We start from the raw sequence: 21392 nt of genomic DNA, 5'->3' as shown, positions 1-21392 counted from the left end.
CGTGCCGGTGAGCTTCAGACGGTGTGGCTCAGATGGTGGGACCGTGCTGGGAGACGATCCGCTCGGAGACGCCGGAGGCGTCCGCGTCGCGCGGATCGGCCAGGCGGGTCTCGTGGGCGGTGCGGATGATCTCGGACCAGGTGTCCTTGTGGTCGAGCAGCTCGTCGCGCCACTTCTGGTCCAGGGACTCGGCCTTGGCGGTCCACTCGTCCATGCGGCGTGCGGCGGCCTCGCGCTCGGCAGGGGTGGCCGAGGTGTCCAGCTTGGAGTAGCGGAAGGAGAACTTCTCCGCGTTCTGCAGGGCGCGCAGCGCCTGACCCTTCGGGGACAGCAGGGACACCGCCACGGTGATCAGCAGGATCGCGACGACGACGATCAGCGACACCGGGGTCGGGATGGTGGCCACCGGCACGTTCTCGCCGCCGTTGATGAACGGCAGGTTGTTCTCGTGCAGGGCGTGGAGGATGAGCTTGACGCCGATGAACGCCAGGATCGCGGACAGACCGTAGGACAGGTACACCAGGCGGTCCAGCAGGCCGTCGATGAGGAAGTACAGCTGGCGCAGGCCCATGAGGGAGAACGCGGTGGCGGTGAAGACGATGTACGCCTCCTGCGTAACGCCGAAGATCGCGGGGATCGAGTCGAACGCGAAGAGGATGTCCGTGGCGCCGATGGCCACCATGACCAGCAGCATCGGGGTCATGACCCGCGTGCCGTTCTGGACCGAGAACAGCTTGTCCCCGTCGTAGGTGTCCGAGGCCGGCAGGAAGCGCTTGGCCAGGCGGACCATCACGTTGTCCGCCTCGTCCTCGGCGTCGTCGCCGGCGAGCTCGCCCTTGAGCTGGTTGCCCGCCACCAGGAGCAGGGCCAGGCCGAACAGGTAGAACACGTCCGACCACATGTTGATGATCGCCGCCCCGAGCAGGATGAACGCGGTGCGCGAGATCAGGGCGAAGGTGATGCCGAACAGCAGGACCTTCTGCTGGTAGTCACGGGGCACCTTGAAGGAGGCCATGATCACCAGGAACACGAAGAGGTTGTCGACGCTGAGCGCCTTCTCCAGGATGTAGCCGGTGTAGTACTCGACCGCGTGCTGGGTGTCCCCGAACGCGAAGAACACGAGGCCGAAGGCCAGGGCGAGGCCGATGTAGATCCCCGACCAGACGGCCGCTTCCTTGATGGTGGGGGTGTGCGCCTTGCGCACGTGTGCGAAGTAGTCGAACGCGAGCAGGCCGACGATCAGTGCGATCGTCAGCCCCCACGTCAATCCGTTGATCTCCATGATCGTCGGCCTTTCAGCTCCAGGACAGGTGGAAACGACCGCAAGTCTCTCCGCCCGGCGCTCCATGGCGCTCTCAGGCCTCTGCGTCCGGCGACCGGCGACGGCTGGCCCTGATGGCCACGCGTCCGGGTCGCGTGCTGACGTCCGCAGTGTTCGGGATACTCCCCTACGACGCGGACCAGTGTAGCGAAGCCCCGTCGGCGCCCCGGGCCGACGACGGCGGCGCACCCGCGAGCGCCGCGCCGGCACCTCAGAGCCGGACGGGGGCGGTGAGGGTGAGCAGGAGGACGGCGAGGAAGGCCAGGGACCAGCTGGTGAGGGAGCCGACGAGGAATTCCTCGGCGCGGGAGCCGTGGCCGGCATCGGCGTTGATCTCGGGGAAGCGGACGATGCCCTTGGCGGCCATGAGGGCGGCGACCACCGGGTAGGCGGCGGCGAGGCCGAGGCCGGTCATGAGGATGCGTTCGACGGGGCCGATGTAGCGGCCGCCCTTGAGGCCGGCGGCGGGGTCGGTGGCGGAGTCCACGGAGCCGGGCTCGGCCGGTGTGGGGTCAGCGGGGGTGCGCTCGGTGCGGGTGCGCTCAGCGGCCTGGAGGCGTTCGTCGCGGCGGCCGGCGAGTTCGAGCACGTCGCGGCTGATGCGGTTGGCGGGCTCGATGAGGAAGGCCAGGGTGCCGGCCAGGACGGGCCACCCGGTGCCCAGGGCCTGGTCGAGGGTGCCGTACGCGGCGAGTTCGAGGCCGGTCAGCACGGCGAGCACGGGGAGCAGCACCGGGGAGGCCCAGGGGCGGGTGCCTGCGGCGGTCCAGGCGGAGGTGAGGACCAGGGCCATCGAGGCGGCCAGGAGGAAGGGGGCGGGGTCGGCGGAGGCGGAGGGGGTGCCGGCGAGCAGGAGGGCGACCAGGGTGACGGCGGCACCGACACCCAGGCCGATGAGCCGGTGGCGGGCGGACGGGGCCAGGCCCGGGCCGCGGCCGGCCAGCAGGGCGACGGTGAGCTCGGTGGCGGCGATGCTGAGCAGGACGATGCCGATCATGCCGGCTCTCCTTCGGTGGTGGGGGCGGTGAGCAGGTGGTCCACGTCCAGGAGGGCGCGGCCGCCGGAGCGGGTCAGGGACTGGGAGACGGCCGACTGGCTGATGCCCTCGGCATCGGCGATCTCAGTCTGGACGGTGCCGTCCAGGGCGGCGCGGAGGATGCGGCGGGCGCGGGGGCGCATCTGGGCGACGATGTGCTCGAGCAGGCGGGCGGCAGCGGAGCCGATGCCGGCGGCGCCCACGCCGCCGGTGTCCATGCCGTCCCGGTCGGCCGGAACGGCGGCGCCCTGCGCGGCGCGGATCTCGAGGACGGCGCCGTGACGGTCGCGGTCGCGTCCGGCCTCGATCGCGGCGCGGGCGGCCCACCAGGCGTCTCCGTCCTGGATGGGGCCGGCCTCGCCGTGGTCCAGGGTGGTCACGGTGCCCAGGCCCAGGCCGAAGCGGAGGCGGACCGGGTCCTCGAGGGAGAGCATGAGCCGCAGCAGGGCGCGCAGGGCGGTGGGCAGGTCCGGGTAGACGGCCTGGAACTCGTCGCCCACGGTGGCCCACGGCGGGGTGCTCGCGGTGTCCGGGCCGAGGACCTGGGTGTGGGCGCGGGACCAGGCGGTGAGCACCTGCTCGTGGGCGCCGGCCCGGTCCGGCAGGGTGCGTGAGCCGACCAGGTCCGCGATCACGGCGGTCACTCGGGGCGTCTCGGCGGCACTCATGGAATCACGTCCTCACTGATACTGACGAGAGTATAAGCAGAACAGTCATGCCTCAGTGCGTGTGCGACGCAGGGCCAGCAGGACGGCGGCCAGCATCCCCAGGCTGATCAGTCCGCCGAGCAGGGCGAGGCCGTGGAAGCCTGTCAGCGCCATGATCGCGCCGGAGAGTGCGGCGGCTGTGGCGGCCCCGGCGCCCATGCCGGCGTCGGTGAGGCCTTGGACAAGGACGCGGTGCGGTCCTGCGGCGTGTTCGCTGATGTAGGTGGAGCCGGCCACGGTGACCAGGGACCAGCCCAGGCCGAGCAGGATGAGGGCCGTGGTGACCGCCGGCCGGCTGCCCGGCCACAGGGCCGCCGTCCCGCACGCGGCCAGGAGCACGCCCTCGCCCAGGGCAACGGTCCGCAGCCGCCCCCAGCGGTCGGCGAGCAGCCCGACCAGCGGGGACAGCGCGTACATGCCGGCGATGTGCAGGGAGATCACCAGGCCGATCAGCACGAGCGTGTCCGTGTCCGTGGCGTGGTGCCCGGCCGCGGCTGCCGGCTGCTCGGCCACGGCCAGCCGGGCCAGGTGCACGGAGGTCATGGCCATGAGCCCGACCATCACCGTGTGTGCGGCGACGACGGCACCCACCCCCAGCCGTAGGGGCCGGTGCGCGAGGGTCACCGTGAGTCCCTCGCGCAGCCGCGGCGCGGCCGGTGCGCCGGCGGGCCGCTCCCCCACCTCGACGTCCGGGCGCAGGTGCAGCGGGTCCGGGCGCAGGCCGATCTGCAGGACGGCCACGGCCAGGAGCATCCCGGCCAGGGAGAACAGGAACGGCCCGGCGGTTCCGGGCAGTCCAAGGCGTTCGGCGACGGCGGCTCCGGGGCCGATGAGGTTGGGCCCGGCCACCGCGCCCAGGGTGATGGACCAGACGACGACGCCCAGGTCCCGTCCGCGGGTGTGCCGGGCGGACAGGTCGGTGGCGGCGAAGCGGGCCTGCAGGTTGCCGGCGCCGCCGAGGCCGATGAGCAGGGCGGAGAGCACGAGCAGCGGGTACCCCAGGCCGGGGGCGGCCTGGTCCGCGCTCGGGGCCAGGGCCATGCCGGCCGCCCCGAGCGCGGCGATCCCGTAGGCGGCGGAGAGCGCGGTCCGCCGGCCCGTGGCCAGCGCCAGACGGGCCAGGGGCAGCGCGGACAGGGCGCCGGTCAGCGAGAGCGCCATGGTGGTGGTGCCGGCCAGGGCGTCGCGGCCGGAGAGCTCGGCGGCCAGGAGCGATCCCACCGCCAGGGCGGCCCCGTTGCCGATCCCGGAGAACACCTGGCTCAGGGCGAGGGTGGCCACCACCCTGCGCTGGTGCCGGGCCTGCCGGTCGTCGATGTCGGCGTGCACGGCTCAGCCCTCGCGCTTCATCTGGCGCAGCTCCTTCTTGAGCTCGCCGATCTCGTCGCGCAGGCGGGCGGCGAGCTCGAACTGGAGGTCGGCGGCGGCCTGGTGCATCTGCGCGGACATCTGGGCGATGAGGTCGCCGAGATCCTTGGCGGGCAGAGCCGCCGGGTCGATCCCCCCGACCCCGGCGCCGGTGCCCGTGCCGGGGTCGGTGCCGGCGTCGTCGCGGTCCAGGGAGGACAGGCCCCGGTGGCCCATCCCGTAGTCGAATCCGGCCTTGACGCCGCCCATGCCCTTGAGGAAGTCGGCGGAGTCGGCGTCCTCGCGGGCGAGCTGGTCGGTGATGTCGGCGATTCGCTTGCGCAGGGGGGCCGGGTCGATGCCGTGTTCGGTGTTGTAGGCGATCTGCACGGCGCGGCGGCGCTCGGTCTCGTCGATGGCACGGCGCATGGAGTCGGTGACCCGGTCCGCGTACATGTGAACTTCGCCGGTGACGTTGCGGGCGGCGCGGCCGATGGTCTGGATCAGGGAGGTGGTGGAGCGCAGGAAGCCTTCCTTGTCCGCATCGAGGATGGCCACGAGGGAGACCTCCGGCAGGTCGAGGCCCTCACGCAGCAGGTTGATGCCCACGAGGACGTCGAAGGTGCCCTTGCGCAGCTCGCGCAGCAGTTCGACCCGGCGCAGGGTGTCCACGTCCGAGTGCAGGTACTCGACCTTCACGCCGGCGTCGAGGAGGTACTCGGTGAGGTCCTCGGCCATGCGCTTGGTGAGGGTGGTGACCAGGATGCGCTCGTCCTTGTCCACGCGCAGGCGGATCTGCTCGAGCAGGTCGTCGATCTGGCCCTCGGTGGGCTTGACCACCACCTGCGGGTCCACGAGCCCGGTGGGGCGGATGATCTGCTCGACGACGCCGTCGGCCTGGGAGAGCTCGTACTGGCCGGGGGTCGCCGAGAGGTACACGGTCTGCCCGATGCGTTCGAGGAACTCGTCCCATTTCAGGGGGCGGTTGTCCATGGCGGAAGGCAGGCGGAAGCCGTGTTCGACGAGGGTGCGCTTGCGGGACATATCGCCCTCGTACATGGCGCCGATCTGCGGGATGGTCACATGGGACTCGTCCACCACCAGCAGGAAGTCGTCCGGGAAGTAGTCCAGAAGGCAGTGGGGGGCGGAGCCGGCCGGGCGGCCGTCGATGTGCCGGGAGTAGTTCTCGATGCCGTTGCAGTACCCCATCTCCTGCATCATCTCGAGGTCGTAGGTGGTGCGCATCCGCAAGCGCTGAGCCTCGAGCAGCCGGTCCTGGGACTCGAGTTCCTGGAGGCGTTCGCGCAGTTCGTCCTCGATGGAGGTGATGGCCCGGGCCATGCGTTCGTCGCCGGCCACGTAGTGGGAGGCCGGGAAGATGTACATCTCCTCTTCCTCGCGCACGACCTGCCCGGTGAGCGGGTGCAGGGTCTGGATGGACTCGACCTCGTCCCCGAAGAACTCGATGCGCACGGCGAGCTCCTCGTACATGGGGATGATCTCCACGGTGTCCCCGCGCACCCGGAACGTGCCGCGGTGGAAGTCGACGTCGTTGCGCACGTACTGCATGTGCACGAACCGTCGCAGCAGCTCGTCGCGGTCCATCTGCTCCCCCCGGCGCAGGGTGACCATCTGCTCGATGTACTCCTCGGGGGTGCCCAGGCCGTAGATGCAGGACACGGTGGCGACCACCACCACGTCCCGGCGGGTGAGCAGCGCGTTGGTGGCCGAGTGGCGCAGGCGCTCGACCTCCTCGTTGATCGAGGAGTCTTTCTCGATGAACGTGTCCGTCTGCGGCACGTACGCCTCGGGCTGGTAGTAGTCGTAGTAGGAGACGAAGTACTCGACCGCATTGTTCGGCAGCAGCTCGCGGAACTCGTTGGCCAGCTGCGCGGCGAGCGTCTTGTTCTGCACCATCACGAGTGTGGGCCGCTGCAGGCGCTCGATGAGCCAGGCGGTGGTGGCGGACTTGCCGGTGCCGGTGGCGCCCATGAGCACCACGTCCTTCTCCCCGGCCTGCACGCGCTCGGCGAGCTCGTCGATGGCCTTGGGCTGGTCCCCGGAGGGCTGGTACGGGGAGATGACCTCGAACGGGGCGACGACGCGGTTGATCTGCTTGGCCAGGCTCATGCGCGCCACCCTACGCGCCCGGGCCGGGCCGGGCGGGTCAGTCCGCCGCCGGCGGAGCCAGGAAGCGGTCCCACACCTGGCGGGTGGCCGAGCGCAGCCGCTCGAGGTCGGCGTCGTTGACGATCAGCACGTCCGCGGCGGCGCGGCGCTCGGCGTCGCTGGCCTGCGCGGCGATCCGGGCCTGGGCGTCCTCCACGCTCATGCCGCGGTCCTCCACCATGCGCCGGATCCGCTCCTGCAGGGGTGCCTCCACCACGATCACCAGGTCGAACGCGTCCGCCTGGCCGCTCTCCACGAGCAGCGGCACGTCCTGGACGACGACGGCGTCCGGGCCGGCCTCGGCGACGATCCGCCGGGCGGCCGCCCGGATCCGCGGGTGCATGATCCGGTTCAGGCGCTCGCGCGCGGCCGGGTCCGAGAACACGATGCGGGCCAGCGCCACCCGGTCCAGGGAGCCGTCCCCGGTGATCACCCGGTCCCCGAAGGCGTCCTGCACCGCGGCCAGGCCCTCGGTGCCGGGCTCGACCACCAGCCGGGCCAGGGCGTCGGAGTCCACGAGCAGCGCCCCGCACTCCTGCAACTGTGCGGCCACCGCGGACTTGCCGGCGGCGATGCCCCCGGTCAGGCCCACGTGCACGCGCGGGCGCACACTCGGGTCGATGGCGGGGTGGGCGGGCTCGGTCACGGGTCCTCCTGGGGCCGGGGCAAGCAGTGATCGGTGCGGACGGGGCGGCCCCACGCCGGCGGGCGGGGGCTGTCGCAGGGAGCCGGGCGGGTCAGACCGTCCGACGCCCCAGGGCCGTCTCCAGGGCCGGCTGGACCTTCTCGTCCCAGTATGCCCGCACCTGCTCGCGCAGCTGCTCCACGGTGCCGTCGTTGTGGATCACCGTGTCGGCGACCTGCTCGCGGGCGGCGTCGTCGGCGTCCTCGTCCACGAACGCCCAGGCCCGGGCCCGGCTCATGCCGTGCGAGGCCATCAGCCGCTCCACGCGGGTCTCCACGGGGGCGGAGACGGTCACCACCTGGTCGAACTGGCGGGCCGAGCCGGTCTCGGCCAGCAGGGCCAGGTCCACCACGAGCACCGCGTCCGGGCCCACGGCCTTGGCGCGGGCGTCGGCCTCGGCACGCACAACCGGGGCCACCACCTCGTACATCCGGGCGCGGGCCGCCCGGGACTCGGAGGTCAGCCGGTTCAGCGCGCGGGTGTCCAGGGTGCCGTCCGGGCGGACGATCTCCGGGCCGAACAGCGAGCGCAGCTCGTCCAGGACGGGGGCGCCGGGCACGAGGATGTCGGCGGCGATGTCGTCGAACTCCACGACGACGGCGCCCAGGCGCTCGAGCTCCTCGCCGACGGCGGTGCGTCCGGAGGCGACCGGGCCGGTCAGGCCGATGGACACGGCGGCGCGGCGGGCGAGCTCGCGCTGGTGGGCCCAGGTGTTGGGCACGTGGGTCTCGTACTCGGGCTCGGTGCCGGGTTCGAACTCGGGGCGGGTGACGTACTCGGCGATGGTGCCGTGGTCCTCGGCGGCGCGGCGGCGGTACTCCTCGGTGGGCAGGACCTTCTTCCACTGGCGGGTGCGCAGGGGCTGGGCGGCGCCGGCATCCTCGCGCAGGGCCTGCACGAGCATGACGGCCTGCAGGACGATCAGGCCGAGCACGGGCAGGCCGATGACGATGATGACCTCCTGGAGGGCTTCCAGGCCGCGTTCGCCGGCGGTAAGGATGATGGCCGCGCAGACCGCGCCGATGGACACGGCCCAGAACACGCTCTGCCGGCGGGCGGCAGGGTCCTCGTGGCCGTTGGCCATGGCATCCATGACGAGGGCGCCGGAGTCGATGGAGGTCACGAAGAACAGGGTGATCACGAACAGGGCCACCGCGGCCACGGGCAGGTACAGGGGCATGCCGTGCAGATGCTGGAACAGCGCCGCCTGGACGTTGCCGTCGGTGACGATGGTGGTGGTGAGGTCGCCGCCCTGGCCGGGGGCGGCGGCGGTGGCGCGGTCGGACTGGAACGCGGAGAACCCGTAGATGCCCATCCAGATGAGGGTGAAGCTGGTGGGCAGGCCGAGGCCGGCGGCGACGAACGCGCGGATGGTGCGGCCGCGGGAGATCTTGGCGACGAACATGCCCACGAAGGGTGCCCAGGTGACGGTCCAGGCCCAGTAGAACACGGTCCAGGCCCCGGACCAGCGGCCGGAGTGGAAGGCGTCGTTGAAGGTGGTCAGCAGCGGCAGCTGAGAGATGTAGCGGCCGGCGGATTCCACGGTGCCGCGCAGCACGTCCGAGGAGGACACGGAGAACATCAGCACGAACAGCATCAGGGCGACGGCCACGAGGATGTTGATGAAGGACAGGCGCTTGACGCCGCTGTCCATGCCGGCGAGCACGGAGGCCAGGCCACCGGCGGTGATGACGGCCAGGGTCAGGGCCTGCACCCAGCCGGCCACGGGCACGTCGAACACATAGTTCATGCCGGCGTTGATCTGCAGGGCGCCCAGCCCCACGGACACGGCCAGACCGAACACGGTGGCCACGATCGCGACGATGTCGATGGTCTTGCCGATGGGGCCGTGGATGCCGTCGCCGAGCAGCGGCTGGAACGCGGAGGACACCCGGGGTGGGAGCTTGCGCTTGTACGTGAAGTACCCGAAGCCGAGCCCGGGCATAAGCAGCATGGCCCACATGTGGATGCCGAAGTGGAAGTTCGCGATGCTCAGGGCGTCGCGGGCGGCCTTGTCTGAGAAGGCGAGGGTGTCGTCCAGGGGCGGGGTGGCGTAGTGGTTCATGGGTTCGGCGATGCCCCAGAACATCAGGACCGCGCCGATGCCGGCGGCGAACATCATGCCGAACCAGGCCACACCGGAGTATTCGGGGGTGGCGTCGTCGTCGCCGAGCTTGACCCGGCCGTAGCGGCTCACGGCCAGGCCGATGGTGAACAGCACGATCAGGGTGGCCGCCCCGGTGTAGATCCATCCGACGTCGTAGCGCAGCCAGGTGGCTGCGGCGCCGAACACCCGTTGCACGGGCTCCGGGAAGAGGCTCATCGCTGCCGTGAAGACGAGGATGGTCGCGGCGGCGCCGAAGAAGATGGCGGGGCTGGTGCGCAGCCCCAGGGCGTCGTGCAGACGCGTGAGCGGACGACTCATGGCGGTCCCGGAGGTCTCGACTGACACCCGCCGTGGCCGTTCCAAGGAGCCGCCGGCGGACCCGTGCCCGTCAGGCACGGCGCCACGGTAGTCGAGCCCGGGCGTCGGCCGCGAACTCGGCTGGCCCTGCGGGGTGTCTGTGGTCAGCGGAGGGCCGCCGGGGAGGCGGGGGAGACGGCGACGCCGGCCCGGGCGAGGTGGGGTGCCCGGGCCGGCGTCACTGGTGGGAGGTCAGTGACGGGCGGTCGTGCCGGCGTCGTCCAGCACCGGCTGGATCCTCTCGGCCCAGTAGGTGCGCACCTGCGCGTGCAGGTCCTCGAGGGAGCCGGTGTTCTCCAGCACGACGTCGGCGATCCGGGCGCGCTCGTCGTCCGGGGCCTCCTCATCGATGAACGCCCAAGCCCGCTCCCGGTCCATGCCGTGGGAGGCCATCAGACGCTCCACGCGTGCCTCAGCCGGGGCCTGGACGGCCAGGACCTGGTCGAAGTCCTTCGCGGAGCCGGTCTCGGCCAGCAGGGCCAGGTCCACCACGAGCACGGCGTTCTCGCCGATGGCCTTGGCCCGGCGGTCCGCCTCAGCACGCACCACGGGCGCGACGATCTCGTACATGCGGGCGCGGGCGGTCTGGGACTCCCCCGTCAGACGGTTCATCGCTGCGACGTCGAGCGTGCCGTCGGCGTGGACGATCTCCGGGCCGAACACCGCACGCAGCTCGCCCAGGACGGGGGCACCGGGCACGAGCAGGTCGCCCATGAGGTCGTCGAACTCCACGACGACGGCCCCCAGGCGCTCAAGCTCCTCACCGACAGCGGTGCGCCCCGAGGCGCTGCCGCCGGTGAGGCCGATGCTCACGAGGGCACGCTGGGCGACGGTGCGCTGCTGGTGCCACGTGTTGGGGGTGTGGGTGTCGAACTCGGGCTCGGTGCCGGGCTCGAACTCCGGGCGGATGACGTACTCGCCGATGTCCTGGCCCTCCTCCTGGGCGCGGCGGTGGTACTCCTCGGTGGGCAGGACCTTCTTCCACTGGCGGGTGCGCATCGGCTTGGCCGCGCCGGCATCCTCGCGCAGGGCCTGCAGCAGCAGGAACGCCTGCATCACGGTGATCAACAGGATCGGCAGGCCGATCACGATGATGACCTCCTGGAGGGCGGCCAGGCCGTTCTCCCCCGCGGTGAGGATGATCGCCGCGCAGACCGCGCCGATGGACAGGGACCAGAACACGCTCTGCCGGCGCGGGGCCGGGTCCTCGTGCCCGTTGGCCATCGCGTCCATCACGAGGGCGCCGGAGTCGATGGAGGTGATGAAGAACAGGGTGATCACGATCAGCGCGAGGACCGCCACCGGCAGGTACAGGGGCATGCCCTGCAGGTGCTGGAACAGGGCCGCCTGCACGTTGCCGTCGGTGACGATGGTCTGCGTCAGCTCACCGCCCTGGCCCGGGCCCGCCGCGGTGGCGCGGTCGGACTGGAACGCCGAGTACCCGTACACGCCCATCCACACGATCACGAACGCGGTGGGCAGGCCGAGGCCGGCCACGATGAACTCACGGATGGTGCGGCCGCGGGAGATGCGGGCGAAGAACATGCCCACGAACGGCGCCCAGGTGACCGTCCACGCCCAGTAGAAGACGGTCCAGTCACCGGACCAGTCCCCCGAACGGTAGGTGTCGTTGAAGGTGGACAGACGCGGCAGCGCCGAGAGGTACTCGCCGATCGCCTGCACGGTGCCGCGGACCACGTCCATCGAGGAGACCGCCCACATGAGCACGTAGACCAGCAGGGCGATCGCCAGCAGGATGTTCGCGTAGGACAGGCGCTTGACACCCCGGTCCATGCCGGCCAGCACGGAGGCCAGGCCCACGGCGGTGATCACCGCGAGGATCAGCGCCTGCACCCAGCCGGCCACGGGCGTGCCGAATACGTAGTCCATGCCCGCGTTGATCTGCAGGGCGCCCAGGCCCACGGACACCGCCAGGCCGAAGACGGTGGAGACCACGGCGATGATGTCAATGACCTTGCCGATGGGACCGTGGATGCGGTCGCCCAGCAGCGGCTGGAACGCCGAGGACATGCGCGGGGGCAGCTTCCGCTTGTACGTGAAGTACCCGAAGCACAGCCCGGGCAGCAGCAGGATCGCCCACATGTGGATGCCGAAGTGGAAGTTCGCGATGGCCATGGCCTCTGAGGCGGCCTGGTCGGAGAACGGCTCCGTGCCATACATCGGCGGGTTGGCGTAGTGGTTCATCGGCTCGGCGATGCCCCAGAACATCAGCACCGCACCGACGCCGGCGGCGAAGAGCATGCCGAACCAGGTCAGGCCCGAGTACTCGGGGGTGGCGTCGTCGTCGCCGAGCTTGACCCGCCCGTAGCGGCTGAAGGCCAGGGCGAGCAGGAAGGTGACGATGATCGTCAGGCTGAGGGTGTAGATCCAGCCGACGTCGTAGCGCAGCCAGGAGGCCACGACCCCGAACCCCGCCTGGACGGGGCCGGGGAACAGGCTCATCGCGGCCGTGAAGGCGATGACGACGACAGCCGATCCGAAGAAGATGGCGGGGGTGGTGCGCAGGCCGAGGCGATCGGCACCGCGCTGCAGTGGTGAGCTCATGTGCCTCGACGCTAGCAAGTCCCGGACGGGCCCCCGACCGGGCCGGGGCCTACGCTGGAGGGCATGCCCACCGACGACGCCCCCCGCTGCACTGTGCTCTCCCCCACCGCAGCGCACCCGGACGGCTGGGTGGTGCATGAGGAGGAGGTGCGCCGCAGCCGTTTCATGGCCGTGCTGGCCCGGGTGGAGCAGGAGGAGCAGGCCCGCGAGGTGGTCGCCACCCTGCGCCGGCGCCACCACGACTCCCGCCACGTGTGCAGCGCCTGGATCCTCGGCCCCGACCGTGGGCGCATGCGCTCCAACGACGACGGCGAGCCCGCCGGCACGGCCGGGGTGCCCATGCTCGAGGCCCTGGCCCTCCGGGAGACCGGACCCGGGCGGGCGGACCTGACGGACGTCGCGGCCGTCGTCGTGCGCTGGTTCGGCGGGGTCAAGCTCGGCGCCGGCGGCCTGGTGCGCGCCTACTCGGATGCCGTCTCCCGCGCCCTGGACGAGGCCGTGCTTCTGACCCGGGTGCGCACCGCGCGCCTGGAGATCCCCGCCCCGCACGCCGAGGCCGGCCGCTGGCAGCACGAGCTCGAGCTGGCCGGGGTGCCCGTCACCGACGCCCGCTACGGTGCCGAGGGCGTCACCCTGATCGCCGATGTGCCCGACTCCCCCGCCCGGGTGGCCGCCGCCCATGCCGCCGTCGCCCGGATCTCCGGGGGCACCGCCCAGGCCCAGCCGGCCGGCCACGGGTGGACGGACCTGCCCGCTTCCTAGGATGGACGCCATGCCCCACCCCCACGGCCCCCACGAGCACGAGCACGAGCACGACCACCATCCGGACGGTTCCCATCCTGGCGACGCCCCCCGCCCCCTGCGCCGCAGCACGGTGGGCCCCGAGGGGATCCTCACCCCGGACGTGGACGGGCGCGCCCTGCCGGGCACCTGGACGCGCGGGTTCGACTTCCACGTGCTGGACCGGGCCCCGCTGACGGCCTCCCGGGAGCGGCAGGCGCACGACGCCGCGGACTTGCTCCTGCTGGACACCCTCGCCGGGTGGGTGGCCGACGGTCGCGACCCGGGCCCGGTGGCCGTGCTCCACGACCAGCACGGGGCCGTGACGTTGCCGCTGCTCGCCGCCGGGCTGGACGTCGCCCTCGGTGTGGACGAGGCCTCCGCGGCCCGCTCCACCGCCGCGAACCTGGACCGCTTCCGGGACGAGGCCGGCGCCCTGCCGCCCGGGTGGGGGCGGCTGCGGATCGGCGGGGTGGACGAGACCGTCCTGGCTGGGGCCCGCACCGTGCTGATCCTGCTGCCCCGAGCCCTGGACGCCCTGCACCTCACAGCGGCCCGGGTGGCCCGCCTGGCCGCCCCGGACGTGCTCGTGCTGGCCGCCGGCCGGGACAAGCACATGAGCCCGGCCATGAACGAGGTGCTGGCCCGGTCCTTCACGCACGTGCTCGCCGGCCGCGGACGCGCCAAGTCCCGGGTGCTCACCGCCGCCGGACCCCGGCCAGGGGTCGCCGAACCCGAGCCCCGCCGCCGTGTGCACCGGATCACCGGGGTGGGTGAGGTGACCCTGGTGGGCGGCTGGGCGACCTTCGGCGGGGCCGCGGCGGATCCGGGCAGCGTGCTCCTGGCCCGCACCCTCGCCGAGCACTCCCCCGCCCTTCCCGTCCCCGCCGCGCGCCGGATGCGCACCGACTCCGGGCTCGAGGTCCAGGTGCCCTTCCGGCCCGTCCCCGGCGCCCCGGACGTGGTGGACGCCGGCAGTGGCAACGGTCTGCTGGCTGTCGTCGCCGCCCGGGTGTGGCCGCCGGCGAGGGTGCTGGCCTCGGACCAGTCCGCCGACGCCGTCGCCTCCTCCGCGGCCACGGCCGCCGCCAACGGCCTGGCCGAGCGCATCACCGCCGTGCAGGACGATGCGCTCTCCACGCTGGCCGACGGGTCCGTGCCGGTGGTGCTGCTGAACCCGCCCTTCCACGACGGCGCCGCCGTGGACCCGAGTGTGGGGCACCGGATGATCGAGGCCGCCGGCCGTGTGCTCGCCCCCGGCGGGCAGCTGTGGTGCGTGTGGAACTCCCATCTGCGCCACCGCCCCGTGCTGGAGGCGGCTGTGGGCCCCACCCGGCAGGTCGCCCGCAACCGCACCTTCACCGTGACGGTCTCCACCCGGCGGCCCTGAGCTGCCCCGAAGCCCCGGAGTCCCGGGGCCCGCGCCCACAGTCCCGGCGGCAGACAGACGCACGGACGCCCCGTCCCTCCCGAAGGAGGAGCGGGGCGTCCGTGTGAAGCGGGCCGGTCCGGCCGCTGGGGACGGCCAGACCGATCCGATCAGTTGCCGGTCAGCTTCTCGCGCAGCGCGGCGAGGGCCTCGTCGGAGGCCAGGGTGCCGCCGTCGGAGGCCGGAGCCTCGGAGGAGTAGGTGGAACCGAGGCCGGCGCCGGAGTCGGCGCCCTCGGCGGCCTCCTCCTCGAGCGAGCGGCGCACCTGCTCCTTGTGGGCCTCCCAGCGGGACTGAGCGTCGGCGTACTGCTGCTCCCAGGCGGCGCGCTCGGCCTCGAAGCCCTCCATCCACTCGTTGGTCTCGACGTCGAAGCCCTCGGGGTACTTGTAGTTCCCCTCCTCGTCGTACTCGGCGGCCATGCCGTAGAGCGCCGGGTCGAACTCGGTGCCGTCCGGGTCCACGCCCTCGTTGGCCTGCTTGAGGGACAGGGAGATGCGGCGACGCTCGAGGTCGATGTCGATGACCTTGACGAACAGCTGGTCGCCCACGGACACGACCTGCTCGGCGGTGTCGATGTGGCGCGAGGCCAGCTCGGAGATGTGCACGAGGCCCTCGATGCCGTCCTCGACGCGCACGAACGCACCGAACGGGACGAGCTTGGTGACCTTGCCCGGCACGACCTGGCCCAGGGCGTGGGTGCGGGCGAACAGCTGCCACGGGTCCTCCTGGGTCGCCTTCAGCGACAGGGAGACGCGCTCGCGGTCCATGTCGACCTCGAGGACCTCGACGGTGACCTCCTGACCGACCTCGACGACCTCGGACGGGTGGTCGATGTGCTTCCAGGACAGCTCGGAGACGTGCACGAGGCCGTCCACGCCGCCCAGGTCGACGAACGCACCGAAGTTGACGATCGAGGACACGACACCCTGGCGGACCTGGCCCTTCTCCAGCTTGTGAAGGAAGTTGGAGCGGACCTCGGACTGGGTCTGCTCGAGCCAGGCACGGCGGGAGAGCACCACGTTGTTGCGGTTCTTGTCGAGCTCGATGATCTTCGCCTCGAGCTTCTGGCCGATGTAGGGGGCCAGGTCGCGCACGCGGCGCATCTCCACCAGCGAGGCGGGCAGGAAGCCGCGCAGGCCGATGTCGAGGATGAGGCCACCCTTGACGACCTCGATGACGGTGCCCTCGACGACGCCGTCCTCCTCCTTGATCTTCTCGATGTCGCCCCAGGCGCGCTCGTACTGGGCGCGCTTCTTGGAGAGGATCAGACGACCCTCCTTGTCCTCCTTGGTGAGGACCAGGGCCTCGACGGTGTCGCCCACGGCCACGACCTCGTCCGGGTCCACGTCGTGCTTGATGGACAGCTCGCGGGACGGGATGACGCCCTCGGTCTTGTAGCCGATGTCGAGCAGGACCTCGTCGCGGTCCACCTTGACGATGGTGCCCTCGACGAGGTCGCCATCGTTGAAGTACTTGATGGTCGCGTCGATCGCGGCGAGCAGGTCCTCAGACGAGCCGATGTCGTTGACGGCGACCTGCGGGGCGTTGGAAGTGGTGGTCATGTAGGAGGGACTCCGATTGGTGTGATGATCACGCCGGGAGGCGGCCCTGGAGAGGACCGTCGGGCGCGCGCGACGCCCCGGACCCGGCGTGGGTCGGTCTGGACAGGTGTTCTCGGCCCGCGACCAGGCGCGACCCGAGGCGCACAAAGGCGCGCGGACAGACTATCAGAGGGGGGAGATCTCAGAAACCGGCCAGGGTGTGCGGCGGACGGGCCGGACGGAGCATCCCGTCCAGCCGCTCCCCCGCGGCCGACGCCGGGCCCAGCCGCTGCGCGCTCCCCTCGCCGCCGGCGGTGCGGATCCGCCAGACCCCATCGATCGGGCCCCACGGGTCGCGTACAGGCCGGTGCCCCGGCCCGCGTCACGGACCTCTCGGCCTCCTCTCCGGTGAGGCCGGGCTCCCCGGCCACGTCCAGGGCTGTCTCCCGCCAGCGGGTGGCCGCGCCGAAGCCGAACCGCCCGTAGATGCCGGCTTCCGAGGCCGTCAGGGCGGCCACGGGGACCCCGGCCGCGAGCGCGTCCGCGAGGGAGCGCAGCATGAGGGCCCGCAGCACGCCGCGGCGCCGGTGGTCCGGGGAGACGGTGACGTCGCTGATGAGCCAGGCCGGCAGGGTGCGGCCGGGTGAGGTGGTCAGGGGCTGGACGAAGTCCTCGAAGGTGCCCACCGGGTCCGTCCGGCGCGGGTCTGCGCCGGCGGGGTGGACGGCGAGGCGGCGGCGTCGGCGTGGGCGCGCAGGGCGGCGGCGCCGTCGTCGGAGGCCTGGGGGTCAGTGGGCGGCGTCATGCCAGCTCCTGCCCTGGCCCACGTGCACGTCCAGCGGCACGGACAGCTCCGCTGCCCGGCCCATGCGCTCGCGCACCAGCTCGGTGGTGGCGTCCAGCTCGTCTTCCGGGACCTCGAGGATGAGCTCGTCGTGGACCTGCAGCAGCAGCCGGGCGTCCAGCCCCTGTTCAGTCAGGCCGGCCTGGACGTCGAGCATGGCCCGCTTGATGATGTCCGCAGCGGAGCCCTGGATGGGCGCGTTCAGGGCCGCCCGCTCAGCCATGTCCCGCAGCTGGCGGTTGTCCGAGTTCAGGTCCGGCAAGTACCGCCGGCGGCCCTCAATGGTGGAGGTGTACCCATCCTGCCGGGCCTGGGCGACGACGTCCCGCAGGTAGTCCCGCACGCCACCGAAGCGGCCGAAGTAGCCCTTCATGAGGCCGCGGGCCTCGTCCACGGGGATCTTCAGCTGCTTGGACAGGCCGAAGGAGCTGAGCCCGTAGGCCAGGCCGTAGCTCATGGCCTTGACCTTGGAACGCTGCTCGGCGGACACCTCCTCCGGCTCCACCCCGAACACCTGGGATCCCACGAAGGAGTGCAGGTCCTCCCCGGAGCGGAAGGCGTCGATCAGGCCGGCGTCCTCGGACAGGTGCGCCATGATGCGCATCTCGATCTGCGAGTAGTCCGCTGAGAGCAGCACGGCCTCACGCTCGGCCACGCGGTCGGCGACGAACGCGGCACGGATCCGGCGGCCGGCCTCGGTGCGCACCGGGATGTTCTGCAGGTTCGGGTGCAGGGAGGACAACCGCCCGGTGGCGGCGGCGGTCTGGGAGTAGGTGGTGTGGATGCGCCCGTCGGGGGCGACGGACTCGCGCAGGCCCTCCACGGTCTGCTTGAGCTTGGTGGCGTCGCGGTGCGCCATGAGGTTCTCGAGGAAGGGGTGCTGGGTCTTCTCGAGCAGGTCTTGGAGGGAGTCGACGTCCGTGGAGTAGCCGGTCTTGGTCTTGCGGGTCTTGGGCATGTCCAGGTGCTCGAAGAGGACCTGCTGGAGCTGCTTGGGCGAGCCCAGGTTGACCTGCATGCCGCCGGTGGCCTCAGCCACGCAGGCCCAGGCGGATTCCTGGGCGGCGGTGGCGGCGGCGGTGAAGTCCTCGTGGAGGCCGTCCAGGGCGGGGCGGTCCACAGCGATGCCGGTGAGCTCCATGCGGGCCAGCAGGCGGGACAGGGGGATCTCCATCTCCTGGAGCAGGCGCTGGGCGCCGCGCTCGAGGACCTCGGGGGTGAACCGGGTGGAGAGGCGGCGGATCAGCCAGGCGGCACGGCCGGCGCGGGCGGCCCGCTCGGCCAGGGCGGCGCCGCCGTCGAGGTCGAGCTCACCCTGGGCGGAGTCCGTGGCGGGGACCGGGGCCTCCAGGGGGGTGCCGAGGTGGGCCTGGGCGAGGGCGGCGAGGCCGCCGTCGCGCCGGTCGGGCTGGATCAGGTACGCGGAGAGCAGCACGTCGTCCACGACGCCGTCCAGCTCGGCGCCGGCGCCCAGGGCGGTGGGACCGGTGGGGGCGGAGAAGGCCTTGAGGGTGCGCTTGAGGTCGTGCACGGCCTTGTCCCGGCCGGCCTCGGCGAGCACCTCACGGACCGCGTCGACGAGGTCCGGGTCGGCGTCCGGAGCCTGCAGGTCCACGAACACGGCGGCGTCCTCGGAGGCCAGGGCCACGCCCACGGGGGTGCCGTGGGTGCCGGGCACGGGCACCTTGCGCTTGGGCAGCAGCTCGGGGCCGTCGATCTCCACGTGCAGGCCCAGCAGCACGCCCGGGTGGGCGGCGAGGAACTCGCGCAGCTGAGCGCCGGTGGTGGCGACGGTCGCCTCGGGGGCGGCCTCGATCTCCGGCTCGGGGGCGTCGGCCCCGAGACGCTCAGCCAGCACGTCGAACACGCGCTCACGGATGCGGTGGAACTGCAGGGCGTCGAAGAGCTCCTCGACCGGCTCCCGGGCGGGCATGGTCAGTGCGGTGGCCTCGAGGTCGATGCCGAGGTCGAGATCCCGCACGAGGGCATTGAGGCGGCGGTTGCGGCGGACGTCGTCGAGGTGGGCGCGCAGGGACTCGCCCTTCTTGCCCTTGATCTCGTCCGCGTGGGCGATCACGGCGTCGAGGTCGCCGTACTGGGCGAGCCACTTGGCGGCGAAGCCGGGGCCCACACCGGGCACGCCGGGCAGGTTGTCCGCGGACTCGCCCACGAGGGCGGCCAGCTCGGGGTACTGGGCCGGGCCCACCCCGTACTTGGCCATGACGGCGTCCGCGTCCATGGGCGGGATCTCCGAGACGCCCCGGGTCGGGTAGAGCACGAGGGTGCTCTCAGTGATCAGCTGGAAGGCATCCCGGTCCCCCGAGACCACACGCACTTCCCAGCCGGCGTCCTCGGCGCGGGTGGCGAGGGTGGCGACGATGTCGTCGGCCTCGTACCCCTCCACGGTGAGGGTGGGGATGCCCAGGGCCTCCATGACCTTCACGGTCAGCTCGATCTGCCCGGCGAACTCGGCGGGGGTCTCGGAGCGGCCGGCCTTGTACTCGCCGTACTCCTCGGAACGGAAGGTGGGCCCGGACAGGTCGAAGGCGACCGCCACGTGGGTGGGGCGCTGCTCGCGGATCATGGTCAGCAGCATCGAGGTGAACCCGTAGACGGCGTTGGTGTGCTGCCCGGTGTCCGTGGTGAAGTTCTCCGCCGGCAACGCGTAGAAGGCGCGGAAGGCCATGGAGTGGCCGTCCAGCACCAGCAGGCGCGGACGTGTGGGGGCGGTGCGGTCTGCCATGTCGTTGCTCCTCTCGGGGTCCCGTGCCAGCCTAGTGGGCATGGCCGATCCCGCTGCCCACCCCTTCGCGCACCTGTCCTTCACCCCGGGGGCGACGCCGTCGTTCCCGCCTGAGCAGGCCGAGGCCCTGGCCCGCACAGCCGGGATCCCGCCGGAGCTGGCGGGGCGGCTGGACTCGCGGGGCCTGAGCCCGCTGGCCCTGAAGCTGGGCATCGTGTTCCTGGAGGTCTCCGCGCAGCGCACAGTGGCGACCATGCCCGTGGCCGGCAACGAGCAGCCCGTGGGGCTGCTGCACGGCGGCGCCCACCTGGTGCTTGCCGAGACCCTCGGCTCGGTGGCCGCGGCCATGCACGCTGGCCCGGACCGCGGCGTGGTCGGCACAGAGATCGGCGCCACCCACCACCGTGCCGCCCGCTCCGGCCTGGTGACGGGCACGGCCACCGCCGTGCACCTGGGCCGGACCCTCACCACGCACGAGATCGTGATGACGGACGAGCAGGGCCGGCGGCTGTCCACCGCCCGCATGACCAACATGGTGCTCGAGCCCCGCTGAGTGGGGCCCGGCCGGGTCAGCGCGAGCCGGTTCGGGGTCGGTCAGGTCAGGTCAGCGCTGATCGTCGACGTCGACGCCCGCCGAGCCGGCCGCCTGCGCTGGGGTGTCCTCGGCGAGGTCGTCATAGTGGCCCTCGCGCATGGGCACCCCCGTGAGGTAGGCCGAACGGGCCAGGGCCATCGTGGCCACCGAGGCAGTGCCCAGCTGCAGCACCACGATCAACACCACCTTCACGGTGTTCGCCACCGAGGGCATGAGCGTCAGCGCGCCCACCGTCACCAGGATCATGCCGACGCCGCCGGCGGTGCCGGTGGCCGAGATGCGAGTGTACGGGTCCGGGAAGTGGATCAGGCCGACGGCCGCACCCAGGAAGACGAGCGCGCCGAGCACCACGAGCACGGAGCCGATCACGGTCAGGACCAGGTCCACGGGAGCCTCCTCAACGTCGGCCGCGCGTGAGCGCGCGGGCCAGGGACATGCCGGACAGGAACCCCACGATCGCGGCGACGAGCACGAGGTCGAATGTGAACGCGATGCCCGCGCGCACACCCAGCAGCGTCAGCATGCTGATGACGCTGAAGGTGAGCAGATCACCGGAGACGGCCCGGTCGGCGTCGCGCGGACCCTTCAGGATCCGGTAGGCGGCCGCCAAGGCCGAGAGCAGCAGCAGGGCCAGGGCGAGGTCGATGCCCACGAGGGACCAGTCCCCGTGCTCGAACAGGCGGTTCACCGGGCCACCCCCGTCCGGCGCATCGCATGCAGCATGCGGGCCTCCATGTCGTGGATCTCGGTGCGCAGGGCAGCGGCGTCCTCCGCGTACAGGCCGTGGACGTACAGCAGGCGCCGCGCCTGCCGGTCACCGTCCTCCTCCCCCACGGCGCCCTCCCGGCGCGTGCCGAGGGTCAGGGTGCCCGGGGTCAGGGTGATCAGTGCAGACAGCAGCGTGACCTCGGCATCCGTGCGGCAGTTGCTGCGCACACGCGCGATGCCGGGACGGGACTGGTCTCCGGGGGTGAACAGGTCCTGGAGCACAGCCTCCGAGGAGGTCACGAGCGCCCAGGCGTACCAGCACCAGAACACGAGCCACCGCCAGGGCCAGGACAGCGCCGAGGCGGTGCCCGGGGCGAGGTCGACGGTGCCCTCGAGCGGCGCGGCCGAGGGGGCGGGATGCGGGGCGGACATGGCCTCCTCCGGGGTCGGGTGGG

General features: G+C 72.2%; 18 protein-coding genes. 3 read left to right on the top strand and 15 right to left on the bottom strand.

All coding sequences use genetic code 11. The features are described from left to right. Positions 1-28 precede the first annotated feature (28 nt). From SPI96_RS00950 to coaE (SPI96_RS00915), 8 genes are all read right to left on the bottom strand, one after another. Positions 29-1282: a TerC family protein gene (locus SPI96_RS00950; protein ID WP_321080491.1), complete on the bottom strand. Its 1254-nt coding sequence runs from the start codon at positions 1280-1282 to the stop codon at positions 29-31. Positions 1283-1532: 250 nt separating this feature from the next. Continuing rightward, positions 1533-2318, bottom strand: a complete 786-nt coding sequence (locus tag SPI96_RS00945; RefSeq protein ID WP_321080490.1) for a hypothetical protein — start codon at positions 2316-2318, stop codon at positions 1533-1535. Further along, the gene (locus tag SPI96_RS00940) at positions 2315-3025 is read right to left on the bottom strand and encodes a SatD family protein (protein WP_321080489.1); all 711 of its coding nucleotides are present in this window, start codon (positions 3023-3025) and stop codon (positions 2315-2317) included. The genes SPI96_RS00945 and SPI96_RS00940 overlap by 4 nt, the downstream gene beginning before the upstream one ends. A gap of 45 nt (positions 3026-3070) precedes the next feature. Continuing rightward, positions 3071-4393 (bottom strand): MFS transporter, encoded by a 1323-nt coding sequence (locus tag SPI96_RS00935; protein ID WP_321080488.1) that lies wholly within the window; start codon positions 4391-4393, stop codon positions 3071-3073. Positions 4394-4396: 3 nt separating this feature from the next. Then, positions 4397-6541, bottom strand: coding sequence for an excinuclease ABC subunit UvrB (uvrB, locus tag SPI96_RS00930; protein WP_321080487.1), 2145 nt, complete (start codon positions 6539-6541; stop codon positions 4397-4399). A 37-nt stretch (positions 6542-6578) separates the two neighbouring features. After that, on the bottom strand, positions 6579-7226 hold the full coding sequence (gene coaE, locus SPI96_RS00925; protein WP_321080486.1) for a dephospho-CoA kinase: 648 nt from the start codon (positions 7224-7226) through the stop codon (positions 6579-6581). 91 nt (positions 7227-7317) lie between these two features. Beyond that, entirely contained in the window at positions 7318-9690 is a 2373-nt protein-coding gene (gene coaE / locus SPI96_RS00920) for a dephospho-CoA kinase (RefSeq protein ID WP_321080485.1), read from the bottom strand. Positions 9691-9921: 231 nt separating this feature from the next. Further along, positions 9922-12294, bottom strand: a complete 2373-nt coding sequence (coaE, locus tag SPI96_RS00915; protein WP_321080484.1) for a dephospho-CoA kinase — start codon at positions 12292-12294, stop codon at positions 9922-9924. Between the two features lie 63 nt (positions 12295-12357). Between coaE (SPI96_RS00915) and SPI96_RS00910 the strand changes: the two genes are divergently transcribed. Continuing rightward, positions 12358-13056 carry a YigZ family protein gene (locus SPI96_RS00910; RefSeq protein WP_321080483.1) on the top strand — a complete coding sequence of 233 codons (699 nt, stop codon included), beginning with the start codon at positions 12358-12360 and terminating at the stop codon, positions 13054-13056. Between the two features lie 10 nt (positions 13057-13066). Further along, positions 13067-14464, top strand: coding sequence for a class I SAM-dependent methyltransferase (locus SPI96_RS00905; protein ID WP_321080482.1), 1398 nt, complete (start codon positions 13067-13069; stop codon positions 14462-14464). A 149-nt stretch (positions 14465-14613) separates the two neighbouring features. Here the strand turns inward: SPI96_RS00905 and rpsA are convergent, their stop codons facing one another. Genes rpsA through polA form a run of 4 tightly spaced genes read right to left on the bottom strand, consistent with a single transcriptional unit; the run spans position 14614 to position 19634 of the window. After that, on the bottom strand, positions 14614-16068 hold the full coding sequence (gene rpsA, locus SPI96_RS00900) for a 30S ribosomal protein S1 (protein ID WP_321080481.1): 1455 nt from the start codon (positions 16066-16068) through the stop codon (positions 14614-14616). After that, on the bottom strand, positions 16065-16733 hold the full coding sequence (locus SPI96_RS09935) for a GNAT family N-acetyltransferase (RefSeq protein ID WP_414601882.1): 669 nt from the start codon (positions 16731-16733) through the stop codon (positions 16065-16067). Before SPI96_RS09935 ends, rpsA begins: the two co-directional genes overlap by 4 nt. Further along, positions 16700-16852 carry a hypothetical protein gene (locus SPI96_RS00890; protein ID WP_321080480.1) on the bottom strand — a complete coding sequence of 51 codons (153 nt, stop codon included), beginning with the start codon at positions 16850-16852 and terminating at the stop codon, positions 16700-16702. Before SPI96_RS00890 ends, SPI96_RS09935 begins: the two co-directional genes overlap by 34 nt. Next, entirely contained in the window at positions 16836-19634 is a 2799-nt protein-coding gene (gene polA, locus SPI96_RS00885) for a DNA polymerase I (protein WP_321080479.1), read from the bottom strand. The genes SPI96_RS00890 and polA overlap by 17 nt, the downstream gene beginning before the upstream one ends. A 40-nt stretch (positions 19635-19674) precedes the next feature. Here polA and SPI96_RS00880 point away from each other — a divergent pair, with 40 nt between their 5' ends. After that, the gene (locus tag SPI96_RS00880; protein ID WP_414601881.1) at positions 19675-20187 is read left to right on the top strand and encodes a hotdog fold thioesterase; all 513 of its coding nucleotides are present in this window, start codon (positions 19675-19677) and stop codon (positions 20185-20187) included. A 51-nt stretch (positions 20188-20238) separates the two neighbouring features. Here SPI96_RS00880 and SPI96_RS00875 read toward each other — a convergent pair whose 3' ends face one another. The 3 genes from SPI96_RS00875 to SPI96_RS00865 are packed head-to-tail and all read right to left on the bottom strand — an operon-like array spanning position 20239 to position 21369. After that, positions 20239-20616, bottom strand: coding sequence for a monovalent cation/H(+) antiporter subunit G (locus SPI96_RS00875; RefSeq protein ID WP_321080477.1), 378 nt, complete (start codon positions 20614-20616; stop codon positions 20239-20241). Positions 20617-20626: 10 nt separating this feature from the next. Further along, complete coding sequence (locus tag SPI96_RS00870) at positions 20627-20917, bottom strand: monovalent cation/H+ antiporter complex subunit F (protein WP_321080476.1); 291 nt, start codon at positions 20915-20917, stop codon at positions 20627-20629. Continuing rightward, on the bottom strand, positions 20914-21369 hold the full coding sequence (locus SPI96_RS00865) for a Na+/H+ antiporter subunit E (protein ID WP_321080475.1): 456 nt from the start codon (positions 21367-21369) through the stop codon (positions 20914-20916). The genes SPI96_RS00870 and SPI96_RS00865 overlap by 4 nt, the downstream gene beginning before the upstream one ends. Positions 21370-21392: the final 23 nt, after the last annotated feature.

This window comes from Micrococcus sp. (genome assembly GCF_034179925.1).
Classification (GTDB): Bacteria; Actinomycetota; Actinomycetes; order Actinomycetales; family Micrococcaceae; genus Micrococcus.
Note: the sequence above shows the minus strand (reverse complement) of the source record. Positions and strands in the feature narration are given on the sequence as shown.

Excerpts from the sequence above, each read along its gene's own strand:
- uvrB (WP_321080487.1), bottom strand. The coding sequence starts at position 6,541 with ATGAGCCTGGCCAAGCAGATCAACCGCGTCGTCGCCCCGTTCGAGGTC.
- SPI96_RS00905 (WP_321080482.1), top strand. The coding sequence starts at position 13,067 with ATGCCCCACCCCCACGGCCCCCACGAGCACGAGCACGAGCACGACCAC.
- SPI96_RS00880 (WP_414601881.1), top strand. The coding sequence starts at position 19,675 with ATGGCCGATCCCGCTGCCCACCCCTTCGCGCACCTGTCCTTCACCCCG.
- polA (WP_321080479.1), bottom strand. The coding sequence starts at position 19,634 with ATGGCAGACCGCACCGCCCCCACACGTCCGCGCCTGCTGGTGCTGGAC.
- coaE (WP_321080484.1), bottom strand. The coding sequence starts at position 12,294 with ATGAGCTCACCACTGCAGCGCGGTGCCGATCGCCTCGGCCTGCGCACC.
- SPI96_RS00945 (WP_321080490.1), bottom strand. The coding sequence starts at position 2,318 with ATGATCGGCATCGTCCTGCTCAGCATCGCCGCCACCGAGCTCACCGTC.
- rpsA (WP_321080481.1), bottom strand. The coding sequence starts at position 16,068 with ATGACCACCACTTCCAACGCCCCGCAGGTCGCCGTCAACGACATCGGC.
- coaE (WP_321080485.1), bottom strand. The coding sequence starts at position 9,690 with ATGAGTCGTCCGCTCACGCGTCTGCACGACGCCCTGGGGCTGCGCACC.
- SPI96_RS00940 (WP_321080489.1), bottom strand. The coding sequence starts at position 3,025 with ATGAGTGCCGCCGAGACGCCCCGAGTGACCGCCGTGATCGCGGACCTG.
- SPI96_RS00910 (WP_321080483.1), top strand. The coding sequence starts at position 12,358 with ATGCCCACCGACGACGCCCCCCGCTGCACTGTGCTCTCCCCCACCGCA.
- SPI96_RS00890 (WP_321080480.1), bottom strand. The coding sequence starts at position 16,852 with ATGACGCCGCCCACTGACCCCCAGGCCTCCGACGACGGCGCCGCCGCC.
- SPI96_RS00950 (WP_321080491.1), bottom strand. The coding sequence starts at position 1,282 with ATGGAGATCAACGGATTGACGTGGGGGCTGACGATCGCACTGATCGTC.
- SPI96_RS00865 (WP_321080475.1), bottom strand. The coding sequence starts at position 21,369 with ATGTCCGCCCCGCATCCCGCCCCCTCGGCCGCGCCGCTCGAGGGCACC.